Annotated in this window: 18 protein-coding genes and 2 pseudogenes; 5 read left to right on the top strand and 15 right to left on the bottom strand. The window is 32.5% G+C overall.

Features of this window, described 5'->3' with window-relative positions:
* From LG296_RS20000 to LG296_RS19960, 9 genes and pseudogenes are all read right to left on the bottom strand, one after another.
* Positions 1-279: pseudogene (locus tag LG296_RS20000) on the bottom strand (ArsR/SmtB family transcription factor); the annotation flags it as partial.
* Between the two features lie 58 nt (positions 280-337).
* On the bottom strand, positions 338-1,057 hold the full coding sequence (gene istB / locus LG296_RS19995) for an IS21-like element helper ATPase IstB (protein ID WP_036179323.1): 720 nt from the start codon (positions 1,055-1,057) through the stop codon (positions 338-340).
* Positions 1,054-2,559 (bottom strand): IS21 family transposase, encoded by a 1,506-nt coding sequence (istA, locus tag LG296_RS19990; protein WP_404427519.1) that lies wholly within the window; start codon positions 2,557-2,559, stop codon positions 1,054-1,056. The genes istB (LG296_RS19995) and istA (LG296_RS19990) overlap by 4 nt, the downstream gene beginning before the upstream one ends.
* 550 nt (positions 2,560-3,109) lie before the next feature.
* A complete protein-coding gene (locus LG296_RS19985) occupies positions 3,110-4,441 on the bottom strand; it encodes a hypothetical protein (RefSeq protein ID WP_107937892.1) in 1,332 nt (443 codons plus the stop codon).
* Between the two features lie 307 nt (positions 4,442-4,748).
* Positions 4,749-5,441, bottom strand: a pseudogene (locus tag LG296_RS19980) (NAD(P)-binding domain-containing protein); the annotation flags it as partial.
* Positions 5,442-5,544: 103 nt separating this feature from the next.
* Complete coding sequence (locus LG296_RS19975) at positions 5,545-5,697, bottom strand: hypothetical protein (RefSeq protein ID WP_181418125.1); 153 nt, start codon at positions 5,695-5,697, stop codon at positions 5,545-5,547.
* A gap of 206 nt (positions 5,698-5,903) precedes the next feature.
* Positions 5,904-6,650, bottom strand: a complete 747-nt coding sequence (gene istB, locus LG296_RS19970) for an IS21-like element helper ATPase IstB (RefSeq protein WP_107937907.1) — start codon at positions 6,648-6,650, stop codon at positions 5,904-5,906.
* Positions 6,647-8,197, bottom strand: coding sequence for an IS21 family transposase (istA, locus tag LG296_RS19965; RefSeq protein WP_181418126.1), 1,551 nt, complete (start codon positions 8,195-8,197; stop codon positions 6,647-6,649). The genes istB (LG296_RS19970) and istA (LG296_RS19965) overlap by 4 nt, the downstream gene beginning before the upstream one ends.
* A gap of 131 nt (positions 8,198-8,328) precedes the next feature.
* A complete protein-coding gene (locus LG296_RS19960; protein WP_404428025.1) occupies positions 8,329-8,694 on the bottom strand; it encodes an NAD(P)-binding domain-containing protein in 366 nt (121 codons plus the stop codon).
* 361 nt (positions 8,695-9,055) lie between these two features.
* On the opposite strand from LG296_RS19960, the gene LG296_RS19955 reads away from it, so the two are divergent.
* A protein-coding gene (locus LG296_RS19955; RefSeq protein WP_404428023.1) for an IS3 family transposase occupies positions 9,056-10,419 on the top strand; the annotation gives its coding sequence in 2 pieces (ribosomal slippage) (positions 9,056-9,515 and positions 9,515-10,419; 1,365 coding nt in all).
* Positions 10,420-10,550: 131 nt separating this feature from the next.
* Here LG296_RS19955 and LG296_RS19950 read toward each other — a convergent pair.
* From LG296_RS19950 to LG296_RS19940, 3 genes are all read right to left on the bottom strand, one after another.
* On the bottom strand, positions 10,551-11,180 hold the full coding sequence (locus LG296_RS19950; RefSeq protein ID WP_107937888.1) for a hypothetical protein: 630 nt from the start codon (positions 11,178-11,180) through the stop codon (positions 10,551-10,553).
* A gap of 10 nt (positions 11,181-11,190) precedes the next feature.
* Positions 11,191-11,790: a M43 family zinc metalloprotease gene (locus LG296_RS19945; RefSeq protein WP_107937889.1), complete on the bottom strand. Its 600-nt coding sequence runs from the start codon at positions 11,788-11,790 to the stop codon at positions 11,191-11,193.
* Positions 11,791-11,987: 197 nt separating this feature from the next.
* Positions 11,988-12,527, bottom strand: a complete 540-nt coding sequence (locus tag LG296_RS19940; protein WP_153062727.1) for a hypothetical protein — start codon at positions 12,525-12,527, stop codon at positions 11,988-11,990.
* A gap of 804 nt (positions 12,528-13,331) precedes the next feature.
* Between LG296_RS19940 and LG296_RS19935 the strand changes: the two genes are divergently transcribed.
* Both LG296_RS19935 and LG296_RS19930 read left to right on the top strand, forming a co-directional pair.
* On the top strand, positions 13,332-14,753 hold the full coding sequence (locus LG296_RS19935; RefSeq protein WP_036180360.1) for an IS110 family transposase: 1,422 nt from the start codon (positions 13,332-13,334) through the stop codon (positions 14,751-14,753).
* A 49-nt stretch (positions 14,754-14,802) separates the two neighbouring features.
* Positions 14,803-15,288 (top strand): hypothetical protein, encoded by a 486-nt coding sequence (locus LG296_RS19930; RefSeq protein ID WP_084078063.1) that lies wholly within the window; start codon positions 14,803-14,805, stop codon positions 15,286-15,288.
* Positions 15,289-15,492: 204 nt separating this feature from the next.
* Here LG296_RS19930 and LG296_RS19925 read toward each other — a convergent pair whose 3' ends face one another.
* Both LG296_RS19925 and LG296_RS19920 read right to left on the bottom strand, forming a co-directional pair.
* Positions 15,493-16,308, bottom strand: coding sequence for a permease prefix domain 1-containing protein (locus LG296_RS19925; RefSeq protein ID WP_404428021.1), 816 nt, complete (start codon positions 16,306-16,308; stop codon positions 15,493-15,495).
* Entirely contained in the window at positions 16,301-16,645 is a 345-nt protein-coding gene (locus LG296_RS19920; RefSeq protein ID WP_404428020.1) for a PadR family transcriptional regulator, read from the bottom strand. The genes LG296_RS19925 and LG296_RS19920 overlap by 8 nt, the downstream gene beginning before the upstream one ends.
* Positions 16,646-17,475: 830 nt before the next feature.
* On the opposite strand from LG296_RS19920, the gene LG296_RS19915 reads away from it, so the two are divergent.
* Together LG296_RS19915 and LG296_RS19910 are read left to right on the top strand one after the other, a co-directional pair.
* Positions 17,476-18,897 (top strand): IS110 family transposase, encoded by a 1,422-nt coding sequence (locus LG296_RS19915; RefSeq protein ID WP_036180360.1) that lies wholly within the window; start codon positions 17,476-17,478, stop codon positions 18,895-18,897.
* 49 nt (positions 18,898-18,946) lie between these two features.
* Positions 18,947-19,432 carry a hypothetical protein gene (locus LG296_RS19910; RefSeq protein WP_084078063.1) on the top strand — a complete coding sequence of 162 codons (486 nt, stop codon included), beginning with the start codon at positions 18,947-18,949 and terminating at the stop codon, positions 19,430-19,432.
* A 216-nt stretch (positions 19,433-19,648) separates the two neighbouring features.
* Here the strand turns inward: LG296_RS19910 and LG296_RS19905 are convergent, their stop codons facing one another.
* Positions 19,649-20,149 carry a hypothetical protein gene (locus tag LG296_RS19905; protein ID WP_251403027.1) on the bottom strand — a complete coding sequence of 167 codons (501 nt, stop codon included), beginning with the start codon at positions 20,147-20,149 and terminating at the stop codon, positions 19,649-19,651.
* Positions 20,150-20,176 lie beyond the last annotated feature (27 nt).

Raw genomic sequence — 20,176 nt, 5'->3', positions numbered from 1 at the left:
TTAAACAACCTCCTTCTGGTGTTCAAATGCAACTTTTATTAGTTGCTTTACATGAGCATCATCTAATGAATAATAGACTAGCTTTCCTTCTTTACGGTATTTAGCTAGCCCTAAATTTCTCAGTAATCTTAAATGATGAGAAGCTGTTGCATTTGAGGAACCTATAATATTTGCTACATCACAAACACATAATTCACTTTCAATTGATAAAGCATAAGCAATTTTAATTCTTGTATCGTCTGATAATGCTTTGAATATTTTCGCCACTTCCAATGTATTTGGCAAGCAAAAAATGCATGAAACGGCAATCAAAAATGTAACCACTTGCCAACGAAATTTAATTCTGAATAATTGACTCCTTATAACGATAACTATCGCCTTTAAATACAATCAAATGCGAATGATGGATGAGTCGATCAATTACTGCCTCCGTTAATATTGGATCCCCAAAAACGTGATTCCATTGACCGAATTGAAGGTTTGTCGTGATTATGATGCTTTTGGTTTCATAACACATCGAAATAACCTGAAACAATAATTCAGCCCCTTGTTTGTGAAGAGGAATGTAACCTAACTCATCCAAAATCAAAAGATCCAATTTCTCTATTTGCTTAAAAAGCTTATTGAGATTACCTTTTTCATTTGCTTCTAATAATCGATTAACTAATGATGCCGCTGTATAGAATTTAACAGCTTTGCCATACCTTTGTATGGCATTCAATCCAATTAACGTAGCTAAATAGGTTTTACCTGCACCTACACCCCCATAGAAAATTAGATTTTCTTGCTGCTCCATGAATACTCCATTTAATAAGTCTTCACTACTTAGTCCTGCTGTTAGGACAATGTCCTTCCAATCAAAAGGTTTCCCATTGACTTTAGGTAAGCTTGCTTGTGTAAGTAAAAGATTTGTTTTTCGTTCTTCTCGTTGCTCAATTTCTTTTTCAAAAAGCTTCAGTAAATACTCTTCATTTGATGTGGCTTCTATCTCTTGATAATGCTCTCTAATCCAACTTAATTTCAATCGTTTAGCGAATTCTTGAATCTGCGTACTCAATTTATTTCAGCTCCTTTTAGAAGCTGATTATAATGCTGTAGACCTCTAGTAGCCTCCGGCATAATAGGCAATGACTTTTGGAGATGTACTTCTTCGCGTATCCCTCGACCATTAATTAGTTGGTAGAATACTTGTTTAATTGATTCAACCGAAGGATGACCATGCTCTGATGCAATCTTCAGCGCTTCAGTAATTTTACTAAAATCATAATCTTTCATCACTGTACCTAATAACTTCAGGGCCTCTGATTTTTCAGAGGAAGTACATGAATTAAAATATGTTTGCCATTCTTGTGGTAACTGCTCATAGAAACTAGTATATTTAAGTGCCATAGGACGTTTGGCCATTAGATTTAAGTATGGCTGCCAATTAATCGATTTTCTATATTGACCATAGAGTCGAGGATGGCTAACGACTAGTTGATAATCATCTGTAAGAATATCAATTGAATTATATGAAATACGAATTAGAACCTTATTTAAAGCGTATCTTGGTGAAGTAGAATATAGTTTTTTTTCCACTTTAATATAACCGTACTTATCGGCTTTCACTGTTTCGTATCTGATGCATTGGTATTCCTTACTTGGTAAAACCAAAAAGGCTTTCCGATCCTCTTCAAACAGCTGGGAGATGAAAGATTCCTTTTCATAATGTTTTCTCTCACGATCTTTCTCAGCTTTTTCCCACAACGTCTTATTAAGTTCGTCTAAATTCAGTACGTGGAGACCAGGCAATAAATAATTGTTTCTCACATACTTCACCATTGCTTCCACATGACCTTTTTCATTCCCACTATTAGGATTACAAAATTCACTTTCGAACCCATAGTGTAGAACGAAGTTCTGAAATTCCTCTGTTAACTGCCGTTCGCCATTTGGCAATACCTTCTTTACGGCAGCTGAAAGATTATCGAATCTAATTGTTTTTGGAACACCACCCATATGGTGAAAAATACGCTTTAATCCTTCTAAGAAACACTCTTTGTTTTGAGCGGGGAATACCTGAAAATAAAATGAATTACTGTATGGATAAGAAAGAACCAGATAGGGTAGAGTTATCTGTTCCCCTTGATATTTAAACGGAGCTTCTCCAAAATCCACTTGGGCTGACCCGGGTTTGCTCTCTAGCGATAATGCTGCTTGACTCGCTTCATTTAACAATTCTTTTTTTCGTTGGGATATGTAGTTTCTTACTGTTCGATCAGAACCCTTAAAATCAAATTCCTCTTTTAATTGCTCCCAAATTCTCTTTGCAGTTCTACGAAATTTTCTCTTTTGTTTAAAATCTTCTAGTAACCATTCATCTACAATATGTTTAATAGGATCCATCACTGGAGATGGTCTGCCTTGTTTAATTTTTTCTACAGGACTAAAATCATCCTGTTCTGCATATTTCTTAACTGTTCTCGGATCTCTTCCTATTCTTTGTGCAACCTCCGAATAGTTACTGTCTTTTATGTTTACCTCATGTCTGATATAATTAATTTCGGCCACTGCCAACATCTCCTTAATACCTCCTGCGCTTGTTTGTCCCAACAGGAAGTGTATGTGTATTTTGGAATGTTGACAAGTGGTTTTTTAATTTGTGCAGGGCCTACGGCCCTTCTGCACAAATTAAATGCCATACCTTACATTTTTATGATGCCATAAACAACTTCCAAAGGATTTTGTTCAAAAAGCGATTTTTGAACATTGCTTACCTTTTCACGATTAATACATGTAATTTCACATATATCTCTATTCATTAATTCACCCCATTTATTCAAACATTCATTTGATTATTATTATATGCCTTATTTCCACAAACAGTCAAACATTCATTTGAATATCTTTCTCTGTGGTCTTGAAATTAAATTTAGTAGCATATTGAATACACCGGTATTTTACAGCAAATTAAAAAAATCCATTTTGATAAAGGTTAATCAAAATAGATTTTTATGTCGCATATTTAAGTATCGGTTTTATAAAAAATTTAAGAATCCTCTACTAGTAATGTTTATAAATTTTGCAGATTGTGGAATACATATCTTAGTTACACTCATTAACAATATTGCTATTCTTCTGATGTTTCTTTTGTTAGTTCTGTTTCATCATTAAATATCGGTGCTAATGTGCTGTCTATTTCCTTTACTATTTCAACAAAAGATTTAACAAACTCAGGGTTATTATTTTTAAAACCCTTAAATTCATTAAAGAATGTTCCATATTGTAGACCTCTTAAAAGAGAATTTAAACTACGAACAATAACTTCATCAAGTTTCTCATTTTTTAGGTAAAAAAGAATTGTGTTAGTATTTGTATTAGCGTTATTATATCCATTAAATGGTTGAGTAAAGAGGTTTCCTTCAAAGAGATACTCTTTTATGTACTGAAAGAAATTATAACTTCTTAATACCTCTATTTGTCCCTTTGTCAAACTTTCATAATTACCTCCTAAAGCCAACCTACTTACAAATCTTTCTATTTGGGGTGGGTCAATTATGCTATTTGATAGCAATATAATTGCTAAATCCCAATATCCCTCACTATATTTAACATCTCTTTTGAAAAACTTATCAGTCCAAAATTGTCTAATTAACTGGGGTTTACCTGTACACATCATAAATTTTTCTGGATAAACAGTTATAAATTTGATAAACAACTCTTGACTTGAAGTAATAAATTCTATAAATCCTTCATTTAGGTCTACATTACTTGAACAACTAATATCTTTCCAAAAAGCATAATAGATACTTTCTCTATTATCTATATAATATAAACTACTATTTTCTTCTAAAATTTCATCTATTTCATTAAGTAAATCTGGAATTTCACGATTTTTTACAACAAGGGGGATTGGCTGTATTAAGTATTGATAATCTTCACCTGGTTTTGTAAATTTAGAATCAAAATGGATTTTGTACTTATTCAATAGGGCTTCTTTACCGCCATTAACAATAAATTTATTCAAATTTGATTGTATAAATAACCAAAAAGCTTCTACGTGGGGATAGCTAATAATGTTATCTTTTGAATGAGCGCAATCATTTCGCTTTCTTCTCCAATATGCCATCTCTTCTATCAAATCATTATTAATTAAATAAACCTTACTTCGTCCATCTTCTAACTTCCATTGTGTCGAATTAAAAACTGCCGTATCCCAAACTGTATCATCATTAATGTTTTGTTGAAGTTTCAGCCAATGATGATCTTTTACAGATTCCGGCTTGTCATGTCTAGCTTGTTCTATTCGTTCTTTTAATACTTTCAAAAAGAAATAATAAGACATTAAAAATGAAGCTCGGTATGCGCCAACTTTGTAACACTGTATACCCTCATTTACAAGACTCGTAGCTTCTACTGAAAAGTTCTGCGAGTCTAAGTACTTCTCAAATTCTAGTTTCATTTTGAACACTCCTAGTATTAAAGAAAATTTAAATAAATAAGAACTCAATAACAATTAACTATAGCTAGTTATATTTAAAGTATATCTAATTTCATCACTTTGCACATGTATCCTCTACCATATACACTCTATATTAAATGGTCTTTAAATGAAAAAAGGATACCACAGGCTACAAGTGCAGCCAATAGTATCCTTTATGATATCGGGAAAACTGCAAGAGCAGTCAATAAAATATCATTAAGATTTATTATATTTGCTTCAAAACAATATAACAATAAAAAAAATGCTCTTTTTTCTATTCTTTAACCTACTTAGCTTTTACAGTTTGATTATTTAGATGATTGATTATAAAATCAGCATCAAATCCAACACCTTGTAAAAGAGCTGATCCTCGACGATGCTGCCATGGCAAACCAATAAAGTAAAGCCCTTTTACATTCGTTACACCACGATGATGAATGATTTTCCCATCTGCATTAAACAACTTGTCAATTTTTAACCAAGGATAAATTGACTGGAAACCTGTTGCCCATATAATATTCTGGACCTTAATAGTAGTTTGATCTTCAAAGGTTACTTCGTTCTGTATTCCATTTATTACCCTAGGTTTTAACGAAAGCTCTTTTCTCTTAAGCGCATCTTTCAATTCGTAACCAAAGATTGGATCTCCCTTTTTTTGTATTGCTTTTCCTAAAAATGAATGTGCACTTACTTTAAGTATTCCCAATTTATCAAACCACCAGAAGATACTTTTTTTTTGTAAAACTAAGGGCAAATAGTTTATCTTTTTACTTATTGCAAAATGTGTTTCTTTTTCCTTTGATAATTCAACGGCAATTTGTGCGCCACTGTTACCACCACCTACTACAAGTACATTCCCTTCTTTTAACTGACTCGGATTTTTATACTGTGTAGAATGAATCTGAAAAACATCTTTTGATATATTACTAGAAAAGGATGGAATTCTTGGAGTTTGAAATGCCCCAGTTGCAACTATTACTTGGTGTAAGCGTCAAGTAGAATTGGACACATTTTGCTAATTAATTTTGAACAATTTCGTTGATTCTTCTCCCACTCCTTTGTAGAAGTAGGAGAAAGAATTATTAAAATGGCATCTTGCCAAGTTCTAGTTCTAATTCATGCTTTTCATCTTGAAGTTTGGATACTTTCGCCTTTAAAGAGGCAATTTCCTCAAGTAATCTATCGATCTTCGTTTCATTATTGATTCCTCTTTCATATGGTGAACCAATCCACAAAGTGTCGTATATGAAATCTTCGATATCATGCTCAATAATCTTGTAAAGATTGCCATCCTGGATATTTTTTATAGAGCCATCCGATAACCAGCTCTCAACTTTTTGATGGTCACAAGATTAAACCTAATTCTAATATGATTTCTCTTACTTCATTTATATTTAAAATCTTCATTTAAATGAAATCTCCTTATACCCATTTGCTAATGTTAAAACATACCTTGACGATGCTTCATTCGATAGCTATCATCATTCATCTGTACAACTTCTACTCTGTGTAAAATGCGATCTAAAATAGCTGTAGTTATACCTTCATCTCCCAATAATTCGCCCCATTGATCAGGACTCTTGTTAGAAGTCAAAATAATTGAGCTACGCTCATAAAGATGATTTATCAGATGAAAGAATAGATTTGCTTCACGTGAATCCATTGCCATGTACATTAAGTCATCAATAATTACTAAATCAGAAGATTCAATTCGGTTTAATTGCACCTGTGATTTCCGTGTAAATTCTCTGGTTTTTAAAAGATTGATTAATTCACCCATAGTCACAAACATGACGTTAAATCCTTTTTGAATTGCTTCAATTCCTAATCCTATGGCCAAATGGGTTTTACCAACACCAGGCGGTCCTAATAGAATTAAGTTATATTGTTGCTCTAGCCAATTTAGCTCTTTTAGTTGGTTTAATTGCCTTTCGTTTAAAGAGGTTTGATCAGATAAATCAAATAGTTCCAGCGTTTTCATATAAGGAAACTTCGCCCAACGCATTCGTTTTTCAATACTCTTTTCTTCACGTTTAGTTAATTCGAATTCAACGATTTCTTTAATAAATTCCCGATAAGTCCATGTGGACTGTTCCGCTTTTCTTAATATATTAGGCAGCTCAGTGGCTGTTTCTGTTAATCTTAGTTGTTTAAAATAGTTTTGTAGATTTTCTAAGCCATCATTCATGAGATGACACCCCCTAAAATATCTGTGTATGTGCTGATAGAACGTGTTTCTACTTTGATATTCCTTGTTTTTAACCTACTCGATTCGAGAGGTGGAACTGGTAGTTCTTTGCTTTGAATCTTGCTTATATACTTTGCAATATCATGAAAATCATTGGCACTTGTGAAATGCTCGTCAACACATTTTATTAGGGTTTCATCGATATAATCTGGATAATCATTGGTTGTTTTATGGATGATGGCCAGCTGGTCCCTTTTATATCGAGGATACTCAGCTAGGACCTGATTAATATATGTAGTCGCTAGTTCAGTATTATTAAACTGGCGAATCACTGTTTCTTTATAGGCTTGGATACCTTTTGAACGATCACGTTCATGATTTCGATTTTTGACTAATTTTCCTTTGGCTAATTCAAGACGATGCTTCGCTAGAACTTCACCATCAGGACTTCGTTTAATCACCAGTTGCTGCTGATTGCTTTCATCTACAGCCATTTCAATTGAAACAAGGTTTAGACCTCTTGGTCTATATGTTCCCAGTGGGACAGAGTAACGATTAGATTTATAGTGTATGGTGTTGTCCTTATTAACGGTTCTTGTTATACTAATTGTATTGTTACTCTCTATTGAGAGTGGGTTAGAGACTGGCTTTAAGTGTTGCTTTTCGAGGAGAAACACTTCTGTCGGTCTCTTTTTTGTACCGTTATGTACTTTGTAATTACCCGTACGTTTCAGCCACTCTATACATCGTTCATTCCAATTATCTATAGTAGTGAAAATACGGCTATCTGCGAAATTTCCTTTCACATACTTCACTACATTTTCAATTTTACCTTTCGATTCTGGATCTGCTTTACGACATAAATATATTCTGAACTTACGTTGTTGTTTATAGGATTGAAATTCACCTGTTAAAATAATATCCCCGGCATTTTCACTGACTGTTATTAAATGATCTTGGTCGTAGACAATCTCTTCTGGCATCCCTCCAAAATACTGAAAAGCATTTTCGTGGCTTCTTATCGTATCGCGTGTTGTAAATGGTCGATCTTGCCATTCTACATATTTGTACCGAGAGTGCGATAATACAAAACAAATACAGTACAGTTTCACTTCAGTATTTTCTTTCGTTTTTTGACGAGTTTCTCCCCAGTCAACTTGCATTTGTTTTCCCATTGGCTGTTCGATTATGGCCTCATATTGCCTAACTTTTTTGGTTTTCTCAATTTGATATTCTTCTCGTAACTCACTGACATACATGCGCATCGTACTTTCTCCAACAACCAATTTAGGATGACGTTCTAGTAACCAATCATGCAGTTGTGCAGCACTTAAATGAGGATGTTCTTTGAGCCAAGCGACTAACCAATCTTTATAAGGGTCTAATTTTTTCTTTCTGGATTTTAATGTATTCGCCCACTCATAAGCCTGTTCAGGCGACATTTCCAAATAGCTATAAACCGTCGTTCGAGATATTTTAAGCTGTTCTGCAATCTGTGTTACAGTAAATCTTTGTTCTTTCATTTGTTGGATTGCTAAATATAACATCAATTTCTTTTTCACCTTTCATCATGCCCCCGATTACCAATCTACTACCAATTTAGTATAAAGGATAAGGGTTATTTTTGGCGAAAGTGTTCAATCTTATTTAGCGATATCTGTCCATTTTATTTTAGCGTTTACACTTGGTTTGATTGAAATGTACCTTGATTAGTTTCTATAATAAATTTACCTTGTTGATGTTCTATTTTAACCACTTCAGTTTGAAATTGGATGGGAAGTTCAAACCTATTTACATATTGCTTCAGATACTTAACTATTTCATCTTTCCTTGGGAACCCATGCATTTCACCTTCAAGTGTTAATCCAGGTAAAGCATTATACATTCTTGGAGTAAACAAAACTAAAGAATTATATCGATTCATCCAACTTTCCCCAACTTCTTTTCCTTTATCTATGATTAAAAAGTTTTGTTTAATTTTTTTTAAATAATAACCAGTAGCAAGACCCGCTTGTCCAGCCCCAATTACAATCGTGTCATACATAAATTTTAGCTCCTTAATTTATAATAGACATGTTGTAAATTCTAGGTGTTAATTACACATAACTCATCCTCTTGATAAAAGGGATAGTAAAAGTTAACCCACATCATTCAAATGATTATTTGAATATATTATAGCCTTTTTTCAAACATCGTTCAAACTATTATTTGAATGATGGTGAAATATTGGAATATTTTTAATTTCCAATATTTAGTCCTTATTTAGTCATAAATTTGCATTATACAAGTGAGTTTATATTCCTCTCCTCAACAACTAGCACCTTAAATCGAAAAAAGCACTTTCCTTATTCTGAACTGAACCCCAAATGTTAGACACAAATCTATCATTTGGAGGTTCTTTTTATATGACAAGGATTACTTTTGAACAAAAATTGGATACGATTTTTCGTGTTGAAAAAGGTGATGAAGATATTACTTCAATTGCTAGATCACTTAATTTTACTAATACTGAATTGATACATTTCTGGATTGGAAAATATCATCTTCATGGACCAGAATCATTGAAAAAGAGCTATACACGTTATTCTATTGAAGATAAACTATATATACTCAATTATATGAACGAGAATAGGTTGTCTGATATAGAGACTGCAGTACATTTTAATTTACCTACTCCAGGTACAATAAGAAAATGGCAAATTAGTCTTAAAAACGTAAGTGTGGATACCCTATTTCTTAAGGAAAAGGGGCATAAAAAGTTGAAGAAAGACAACTCAAAAAAAGGTAAAAATCAAAACTTTGAAGAAGGTTCTTTAGAGGCATTACGAGCAGAGAATGAACAGCTACGTATGGAGAATGCATTTTTAAAAAAGTTGAATTCCTTAGTTCAAGAGAAGGAAAAATTAAAACGAAAGACTTGGCACAAGTAGTCTTTGAACTAAGGGATCAATTTAGTATAAAAAAATTAATAAAGTTAGCAGGCATTAAACGTAGTACTTATTATTATTGGACAAGTCGCTTTGACCAACCTGATAAATATGACGATATGAAATCGATGATTTCAACTATATATCACGACCACAAGGGACGGTATGGTTATCGTCGAATAACGTTAGAATTACGTAATCAAGGCTTCCTAGTTAATCATAAAACTGTTCAACGACTTATGAAGGAAATGGGTTTAAAATCGCTTGTACGTATGAAAAAATACCGTTCTTATAAAGGTAGTGTAGGTAAAATTGCGCCAAACATTCTTAGTCGTAAATTCATTGCGTCAAATCCAAATGAAAAGTGGGTAACGGACATAACTGAATTTCATTTATTTGGTGAAAAGTTATATCTTTCCCCAGTACTAGATTTATTTAATGGTGAAATCATCGCTTATAATATTCAAAGCCGACCTACATATAAACTTGTATCGATAATGTTAGATAAAGCTTTCTGTTGCTTATCCGAAGGAGATGCCCCTATCTTACATTCTGATCAAGGTTGGCATTATCAAACGAAAGAATACTCGAATGCCTTAAAACAAAATGACATTAACCAAAGTATGTCTCGTAAGGGTAACTGTTTAGATAATGCAGTAATTGAAAACTTTTTTGGCCTATTAAAATCTGAACTATTATATATGCAAGAATTTGAAAGTATGAATCACTTCAAGCTTGAACTTGAATTGTATATTGAATATTACAATCACAAACGGATTAAAGGAAAATTAAAAGGATTGAGTCCGGTACAATACCGAATTCAATCCTCCGAAGCTGCTTAACTTAATAATGTCTAACTTTTTGGGGTCACTTCAATTAAAGAAAAGCGCCCGATTGTTAAAACATAAAGTATCCCGTTCTTGTAATATTTTCCTTTTTTGCGAACTTACTGGTGATAAGATTAAGATAAGAATTATTTATTATTTTTGTATTTTTTAAGAACTTGCGTTTTTAACTTATTAAAACCTTCGATATTATCTCCGAAATATTCTTTATCTATAATATCTTCATATTTGTTAACAGATTTAGCTGATGTCGCCAATTCAGAAGAGCTTAAATCATATTTTCCTTGATACATCCCCACAATAATATATGCTTCATCATCTGGCATTGGTCTTAAAAATAGTATATACTCTTTTCCATTTTGCATAAGATTATATCCTTCTATACTAACAAATGTGTTATTTTCAAAATGAGCAGGTTCATATACTGTAATATTAGGAGAATCACTATTCAAACTCCCCTTTAAAACCTCACTAACTTTAAGAGTTGTTTCGGAAGATTTCTCAAGAACTTGTCCGGAAGTATCTTTCCATTCCTTAATAGTTCTTTTCCCTGTATACTTAACTTTTACTACAATTGGTGCTTTTTCTTCTAAAGCGTTAATTCCATCCAATATATCATAATCTGCTTCAGCACTACTAACTTTATAGTTTAAGTACTCATTATTATCATTATTTACAAGAGAAAAATATACTATGCAAAATAATCCTAATCCAAATACTATAATTGATGATCCTAAAATCAAACGCTTCTTCCCCATTTTTATCCTCCTAGTATTTCCAAGAAATATTATCCTTATCAAGAGTTTGTGGAACATAAACACCATTTCTTCCTTGTCTCATTACTGAAGTAGTAGTATCATCTTGATGTCGTAGACCTAAAGCATGTCCAAACTCATGAATTACTGTCTTCTTTTTGTATGACTCTGACCAGTCGTATGCAATTAAATATGTTTCATTGATAAGAATTTTAGCATAATCCCAATTTGTTGTTATAGCATCAAGATTAGCATCAGATACTGGACTATCTCCCCGATAAGCCTGCATCTTACCAGCATAGTCAAGGCCAAAATAACCAGCGTATACTCTAATATCGGCATTTGTAGCTGATCCCGATGAATAATATTTAACATTAGCCCCTGAAATTCCACTCCATGCAGTTTTAGCATCATTTACATATGTAGAATATCCATAATCTGAAACAGAATCTGAAACAAATACATAGGTAGAACCTACTGTATAACTGCTAAAACCACTTTTAAAAAATGCTGCACTATTAGTTAGTTTTGCAGCACTAGCTAAAGTGGGAATTAACAAAGTGAAACATAGTAAAACAATAATAGCTGATAAAATCTTAAATTGCTTATTCATATCGATTTCCTCCATTGGTAAATAATGTTATTAATATACCATATTATACCAATAAAAGGTAGAGTATTTAAATATTTTAATTTGAAATTAATTTTTCAAGTAAATGTTATTACTACTATTTGAAGCTCGAATTACAAGAAAAAACACTTTCCTTAATTCAAAGATAGCGCCCGATTGTGGAATAAATCATTATCAATTTAACTAATGCAGTTCTGCAAATTGGTTACCAATTCTTCTTTATTACCGTAAATGTCCATAATGTATAACACCGCAAAATTTGGTTGATACATAGTATTACCAAATAAACATTTATCGTAAATTAAACTAATAATCAACGGTTTCTTAGGTTTTCTTCCTGTTTTATTTAAAGAATTAGAAAGTACCATATATACATTATAAAATGGATCTCTAATCACACTTTCTACAGAAAATCCTCCTGCTTCACTACTCCACCACACTTCAAAACCTGTGTAAATTTCATTATAGATTTTTAAACTCTCGGAATTAGGGACGAAGAGTTTTTCGTAAAATAAATTCTTCTCTTCTTGGAATATTGTTAAATCCAAACCATTATCGTGTTTTTTAGATAGTTTTATTAATATGTTTTCCCATAATTCTTTGAATTTCAATTCAAAGTCATCATAAAACTGAATCTTTTCAGTCACGTATGGAAATTTGAAACGCTCTTCTCCCTGACGTTTTCCCCTTACTTCTTGATTAATATATATATTTTGCAAGTAGATTAAAAAATTTTATGAATAAGGTGTATCTGCTTGTATTAATAATGAATTATTCATAATCGGACTCCTTTTGCTATAAAGTTATTCCAATTTATTTTTACACATTTTACCATATTTATTCAATTTTGTTATTCAACAATCTGGCCCTATTCATGAAGAAAGACCCTTTCCTTATTCATGGAAAGCGCCCGATTGTTTCTGTAATGCTTTAACATTTATAACGGTAATTTTAATAGACTACATGCTAGTAGGTAGCTTTTTTAATTAGGTTAATTAAGATATAATTTAATCATCAATGTACCCTTGTGTTCAACGTGAGATCTCTTTAAGAGAAACTCTGCCGATTGTTTGGGGACATTGTTTTTTTATTCAAAAAAATCATGTAAAATATAGGTGTGCAGTGACCTTTATGGTGATTCCGACCTTTACTGGATTGGGGCTAGTTTCCTAGACCTCTAATATTGACGTGAGGCACTCCATGTTATTTACGGCACTGCACATACTAATTATATATAGCTGCTTAAATCCTGTTAATTTCGACAGGATTTTTTATTTTTTAGGAGGGAAATTAAAATACATGTCGTATTTTTTAATAGACTATATAGAAATCAAAATAAATCTAATATTATTTTAACAGTTGAAACTCTACCGTTGTTTGGAGCTTTGAATAAAGACTCTTTAGTTCAATATGAGATTTAATATCTGGCGAAATAATCCTGACATGCTACATTGGGCTTAAAGCTCTAACAGAAACTTGGATAGTCAGATATGTCATACTGTTAGTTTATTGGAGGGAAATTAATGAAAAGCACCAGTAGTCCATTTAGCTATGGAAATGAAACTGAAGTTAATAATGAACAAGAATCACGGAAGTTTTACCAGTTCTATGTTGGAATTGATATAGGAGCGAGTTTCCATGTTGCTTCTTGTATAAGATATGAAGCTTTTTTAGACCCTAAAGGAGTAGCTTGGAAGCGCACTAAGACACTGAAGTTCAACTCTGATAGTGTGGGAATCGCAGAATTTTTAAGCGCCCTTAAACAAATAGAGGAACAGTTCAATTTAAATAAAGACGACTTCTTAATCCTCTTAGAACCAACGGGTGGACATTATTCTTATTTAGCCCAACAAGTGTTACTAATTGAAGGTTATGATTTGTTTCAAATAGAAAATAAAGCAGTTGGGGAATTCCGTAAAAGTTTAGGAATAAGCGAGAAATCAGATTCAATGGATGCAAAGGTAATGTCATATATGGGATGGCATAAGCAACTTCACCCCAATATGCAAGGTGTAACTTTTATACGACCACAAACAGTACTACAATCCTTATTTAGAACAGTTATGAGAGATCGTTGGTATCTCAATGTTCAACTTACTCGCAGAAAAAATCAAGTACAACAATTACTAAAAGTCACACACCCTGATTTAAACAAAGCTTTTAAAAAATTAAGTTCAATCTCAGTAATGAAATTGGTTCTACAATACCCTACCGGACTACATATGAAAGAAACTAGCGAAGATGAATTATACAATGCTATTTCAAAAGCTGGTGCTAAAAATGTTGCCAAAAAGGCTGCTAAAATTTTAGCGGAAGTGATGCCTAATACTGTCGCTGTGCCTGTTGAGCATCTTGTAGGACGCCAAAAGTGGGTTATTGAAGAAGCCTTACGGCTTGAAGAAAGTTTAAAACTGATAGATCAGGAAATTCATGATCTTCTATGGGGAGTACCCGATAAAGGAATTCAACCCCACCCATATACTGAAATTCTACTATCCCTCCCCTTCGTTAGTGAAAATATAGCTTGTACATTAATAGGCGTTATTGGTGATATTGAAAGATTCAATACATATAAAGAATTTAAGAAATACTTAGGGGTTTCGGCTGAAAATACACAATCTGGTACATCAGTAAAAGGGACTAAACAAACCAACAGCGGGGTTCGGGATGCTCGTCGAGTACTTTATCAGATTGCCTTAATAATATTGGCTAATGGTAAACCTCATCCTACCGTGTTTAAAGCCTATTATGACCGTAAGGTTGAAGAAGGAATGAGTAAGAAAAAAGCAATTGGTCATTTGTGTGGTAAATTGGCTAATTTAATTTATTCGCTTCTGAAAAATAACGGTAAATACGATCCAGTTGTCCATGCAGCTGCTTGCGGCATTAACTTGGCTGACTTAACTAAATCTAAAGAAGAAAAAGAACCTTTATTATTAAGCTAACGAAGCGGATTTGTTTAATAAAAAATTCAAAATGAGGATGGAATACTAAATGAAGAAACTTTGGATATCATTTTTAGTATTAGCAATAACCATCGGTGGTGTTTATTTCTTTATAAAATTTAATCCACCATTGGAAATTGGTACACTTGCATCAAGTGAAGATGATAAATTAGTTATTGTTAGTGTTGGTAATAAAGGCTTTAGTGAAATAAATATATTAGATATATCTGTGAATAACAGTGAAAAGCCTATGGAAACAAAGATACAAGTGAGTAATGCGTTGCAAGGTTTTACCTTAACGAATGATGATACCAGTGTGGAAGCGAAAAAATATGGTTTTACAGATATAGATAAGGTAGCCTTGAAAACAGGAACTTCACCATCTTCTAACTTTGAAAAATTAGATAATGGAGCTGCAACAAAAAATGATGAAATCTATGGAATTAGTGTAATTCACAACGAGGAAGTAAATAAGGTTCATATAAAATATAAATATCTTGGAATTCCATTTAATGATACTGTGATATTTAACTAACGAAGGTTTTCACATATCCTAAGTCTATTAAAACGCCAAAAATCCCTACTTTTATATTGAAAGCAGGGATTTTACTCTGTATCCAATTAAAAATTTTTAAATTAAAGCACTACACTACATTGAATAAGTCATTCGATTAAAGCTTCCATTACTTCGATAAAAGAGCAGGAAAAGCATTATTCCTGCTCTTTATATGTCCTATTGCTAAGCTTCTATTTTCCTTTTTCCTACTAATACATATATCAAATACCCTATAACATTTAATAAAGTAAAGGCAAGTATCCAACCAATATTTAATCGTTTACGATGATAAGCATTTATTGTTGCCCATATTGTAAAGAGCGTAAGATATATAGCAATTCCTGATAATAAAATTATACCCATCCAATCACTGATATGCCTTGTTTCCATTCCAACGTACCACTTATTATCCCAGTTTGCATAAGGGAAGAAATCGGCTTGTATCCATTTTGGATTCCAAACTTTTTGTTCAAAACGATAATCTGGCTTTGTATCTCTAACATAATCAATCACCAGATTAACGTTATCCACATCACTTACATTATAAAGTTCTACCATCGAGATTTGGTCAGTACCTTTTACTAAACTACTTATTTCTTTTTCCATTTCTTCAGTGATTTTATTTTTATCATTTAAAATTTCTGAAATCTGTGTAGCTACTATAGAATTTTCATTAGCATTTTCTTCTTCGATTGACCATATAAATCCAAATGCAGTGATAGTAAAAATAAATACAGTTATCGCAAGATAAAGCATCCATTTAGCAAATATTTTTTGTGCTTTAAATAATTGAGCAGCAATGGATCGCATTTCTTTTTCTCCACCAAAACGTTCAATGGCAATTTCAATTGCTTCTTTTTCGGACTTTCCTTCTGATTTTAATTCATGAACTGCCTCTAACAGATGGTTTTTCATTTCCGCTTTTAATTCTTCTATTTCCTTTTTGTTCCCACCGACACTGTGAAAAACTTCATCAACATATGATTCTATTTTACTCATGCTTTTCTCCCCCTTCTAAGAACGAATCAATTATTTTTTTTACAAATTTCCATTCTAAACGCTTTTCTTCAAAACCTTTTTCGCCTAGTGGTGTAAGTTTATAATATTTTCTTCTTCCACCTGGTCCTTGTTCATCGCCCCAGTATGATTCAATCCATTGATTCTTTTCCAATCGCTTTAACGATAAATAAAGCGTACCTTCTTTTAATTCAAACTGTTCTTTACTTTTTTCGCGAACTAATCTTGCTAATTCATAGCCATACAAATCCTTACTATGTAATAAAGACAATATCAATGTATCGATATGACCCTTTAAAACTTCTTTATTTACTTCCAAAAAAATCCACCTCCTATATTATTTATAAATGATATTACTTAATAATGCAAGGTATTAAAAATTAAAAGAATTATACTTATAACAGTCTACATCTTCAATCAATCTGTATTTAACTTAATACCAGTTATTTCAATAGTTATATATTTAGGTAACACTCTTACTCCACAATCTGGCCCTATTCATGAAGAAAGACCCTCTCCTTGTTCAAGGAAAGCGCCCGATTGTTTCTGTAATGCTTTAACATTTATAACGGTAATTTTAATAGACTACATGCTAGTAGGTAGCTTTTTTAATTAGGTTAATTAAGATATAATTTAATCATCAATGTACCCTTGTGTTCAACGTGAGATCTCTTTAAGAGAAACTCTGCCGATTGTTTGGGGACATTGTTTTTTTATTCAAAAAAATCATGTAAAATATAGGTGTGCAGTGACCTTTATGGTGATTCCGACCTTTACTGGATTGGGGCTAGTTTCCTAGACCTCTAATATTGACGTGAGGCACTCCATGTTATTTACGGCACTGCACATACTAATTATATATAGCTGCTTAAATCCTGTTAATTTCGACAGGATTTTTTATTTTTTAGGAGGGAAATTAAAATACATGTCGTATTTTTTAATAGACTATATAGAAATCAAAATAAATCTAATATTATTTTAACAGTTGAAACTCTACCGTTGTTTGGAGCTTTGAATAAAGACTCTTTAGTTCAATATGAGATTTAATATCTGGCGAAATAATCCTGACATGCTACATTGGGCTTAAAGCTCTAACAGAAACTTGGATAGTCAGATATGTCATACTGTTAGTTTATTGGAGGGAAATTAATGAAAAGCACCAGTAGTCCATTTAGCTATGGAAATGAAACTGAAGTTAATAATGAACAAGAATCACGGAAGTTTTACCAGTTCTATGTTGGAATTGATATAGGAGCGAGTTTCCATGTTGCTTCTTGTATAAGATATGAAGCTTTTTTAGACCCTAAAGGAGTAGCTTGGAAGCGCACTAAGACACTGAAGTTCAACTCTGATAGTGTGGGAATCGCAGAATTTTTAAGCGCCCTTAAACAAATAGAGGAACAGTTCAATTTAAATAAAGACGACTTCTTAATCCTCTTAGAACCAACGGGTGGACATTATTCTTATTTAGCCCAACAAGTGTTACTAATTGAAGGTTATGATTTGTTTCAAATAGAAAATAAAGCAGTTGGGGAATTCCGTAAAAGTTTAGGAATAAGCGAGAAATCAGATTCAATGGATGCAAAGGTAATGTCATATATGGGATGGCATAAGCAACTTCACCCCAATATGCAAGGTGTAACTTTTATACGACCACAAACAGTACTACAATCCTTATTTAGAACAGTTATGAGAGATCGTTGGTATCTCAATGTTCAACTTACTCGCAGAAAAAATCAAGTACAACAATTACTAAAAGTCACACACCCTGATTTAAACAAAGCTTTTAAAAAATTAAGTTCAATCTCAGTAATGAAATTGGTTCTACAATACCCTACCGGACTACATATGAAAGAAACTAGCGAAGATGAATTATACAATGCTATTTCAAAAGCTGGTGCTAAAAATGTTGCCAAAAAGGCTGCTAAAATTTTAGCGGAAGTGATGCCTAATACTGTCGCTGTGCCTGTTGAGCATCTTGTAGGACGCCAAAAGTGGGTTATTGAAGAAGCCTTACGGCTTGAAGAAAGTTTAAAACTGATAGATCAGGAAATTCATGATCTTCTATGGGGAGTACCCGATAAAGGAATTCAACCCCACCCATATACTGAAATTCTACTATCCCTCCCCTTCGTTAGTGAAAATATAGCTTGTACATTAATAGGCGTTATTGGTGATATTGAAAGATTCAATACATATAAAGAATTTAAGAAATACTTAGGGGTTTCGGCTGAAAATACACAATCTGGTACATCAGTAAAAGGGACTAAACAAACCAACAGCGGGGTTCGGGATGCTCGTCGAGTACTTTATCAGATTGCCTTAATAATATTGGCTAATGGTAAACCTCATCCTACCGTGTTTAAAGCCTATTATGACCGTAAGGTTGAAGAAGGAATGAGTAAGAAAAAAGCAATTGGTCATTTGTGTGGTAAATTGGCTAATTTAATTTATTCGCTTCTGAAAAATAACGGTAAATACGATCCAGTTGTCCATGCAGCTGCTTGCGGCATTAACTTGGCTGACTTAACTAAATCTAAAGAAGAAAAAGAACCTTTATTATTAAGCTAACGAAGCGGATTTGTTTAATAAAAAATTCAAAATGAGGATGGAATACTAAATGAAGAAACTTTGGATATCATTTTTAGTATTAGCAATAACCATCGGTGGTGTTTATTTCTTTATAAAATTTAATCCACCATTGGAAATTGGTACACTTGCATCAAGTGAAGATGATAAATTAGTTATTGTTAGTGTTGGTAATAAAGGCTTTAGTGAAATAAATATATTAGATATATCTGTGAATAACAGTGAAAAGCCTATGGAAACAAAGATACAAGTGAGTAATGCGTTGCAAGGTTTTACCTTAACGAATGATGATACCAGTGTGGAAGCGAAAAAATATGGTTTTACAGATATAGATAAGGTAGCCTTGAAAACAGGAACTTCACCATCTTCTAACTTTGAAAAATTAGATAATGGAGCTGCAACAAAAAATGATGAAATCTATGGAATTAGTGTAATTCACAACGAGGAAGTAAATAAGGTTCATATAAAATATAAATATCTTGGAATTCCATTTAATGATACTGTGATATTTAACTAACGAAGGTTTTCACATATCCTAAGTCTATTAAAACGCCAAAAATCCCTACTTTTATATTGAAAGCAGGGATTTTACTCTGTATCCAATTAAAAATTTTTAAATTAAAGCACTACACTACATTGAATAACGATTAGCTTCTATTAGCTGGTTTAATGGAATAACTAAGTTGAATATTAATGGTTAATTCTTATTTAACAGTAGTTCATTATCTAATTATTATTGAATATCTAATGCAACTACATAAGTAGCGGTACTCCCTTCCCATGTTCCTACTATTTCAAATATATATTTCCCTTTTTCTTTTATTTCTTCAAATGTATTATACGTTGCAATCACATTTTTATTGTCCCAGACTCTTATTTCATATTGAGTTGGTTCTTTTTCAAAATCTAATTTTACAGGTTCGATTAGATTAACTCTAACACCTTGTTCGATATTTACCATCTCGGTTGGAGGTGCATGGTCTGCCTCCACAGCTACTCTTTGCCCTGTACTTTTATCATAATAACTCCAACTATAAGTTCCTCGGTAAGTCTTAATCTCGTCTTCACCAATTTTTAATTTTATAGAGGGTGGTTTTTCCTCATTATTTGACATTGAGATTATATTATTTTTTTCATTTGTACTTTTTTTAGATGTATCTTCTTCCACATTACTACACCCTATTAATGTGAATAACATCATCAAAGAAAATCCCATTCTAATTAATGTATACACAATATCCCTCCCTTATAAATTAGTCGT

This window comes from Ureibacillus chungkukjangi (genome assembly GCF_044795995.1).
GTDB classification, from domain to species: domain Bacteria; phylum Bacillota; class Bacilli; order Bacillales_A; family Planococcaceae; genus Ureibacillus; species Ureibacillus chungkukjangi.
This window is presented reverse-complemented; position numbering and strand designations above follow the sequence as displayed.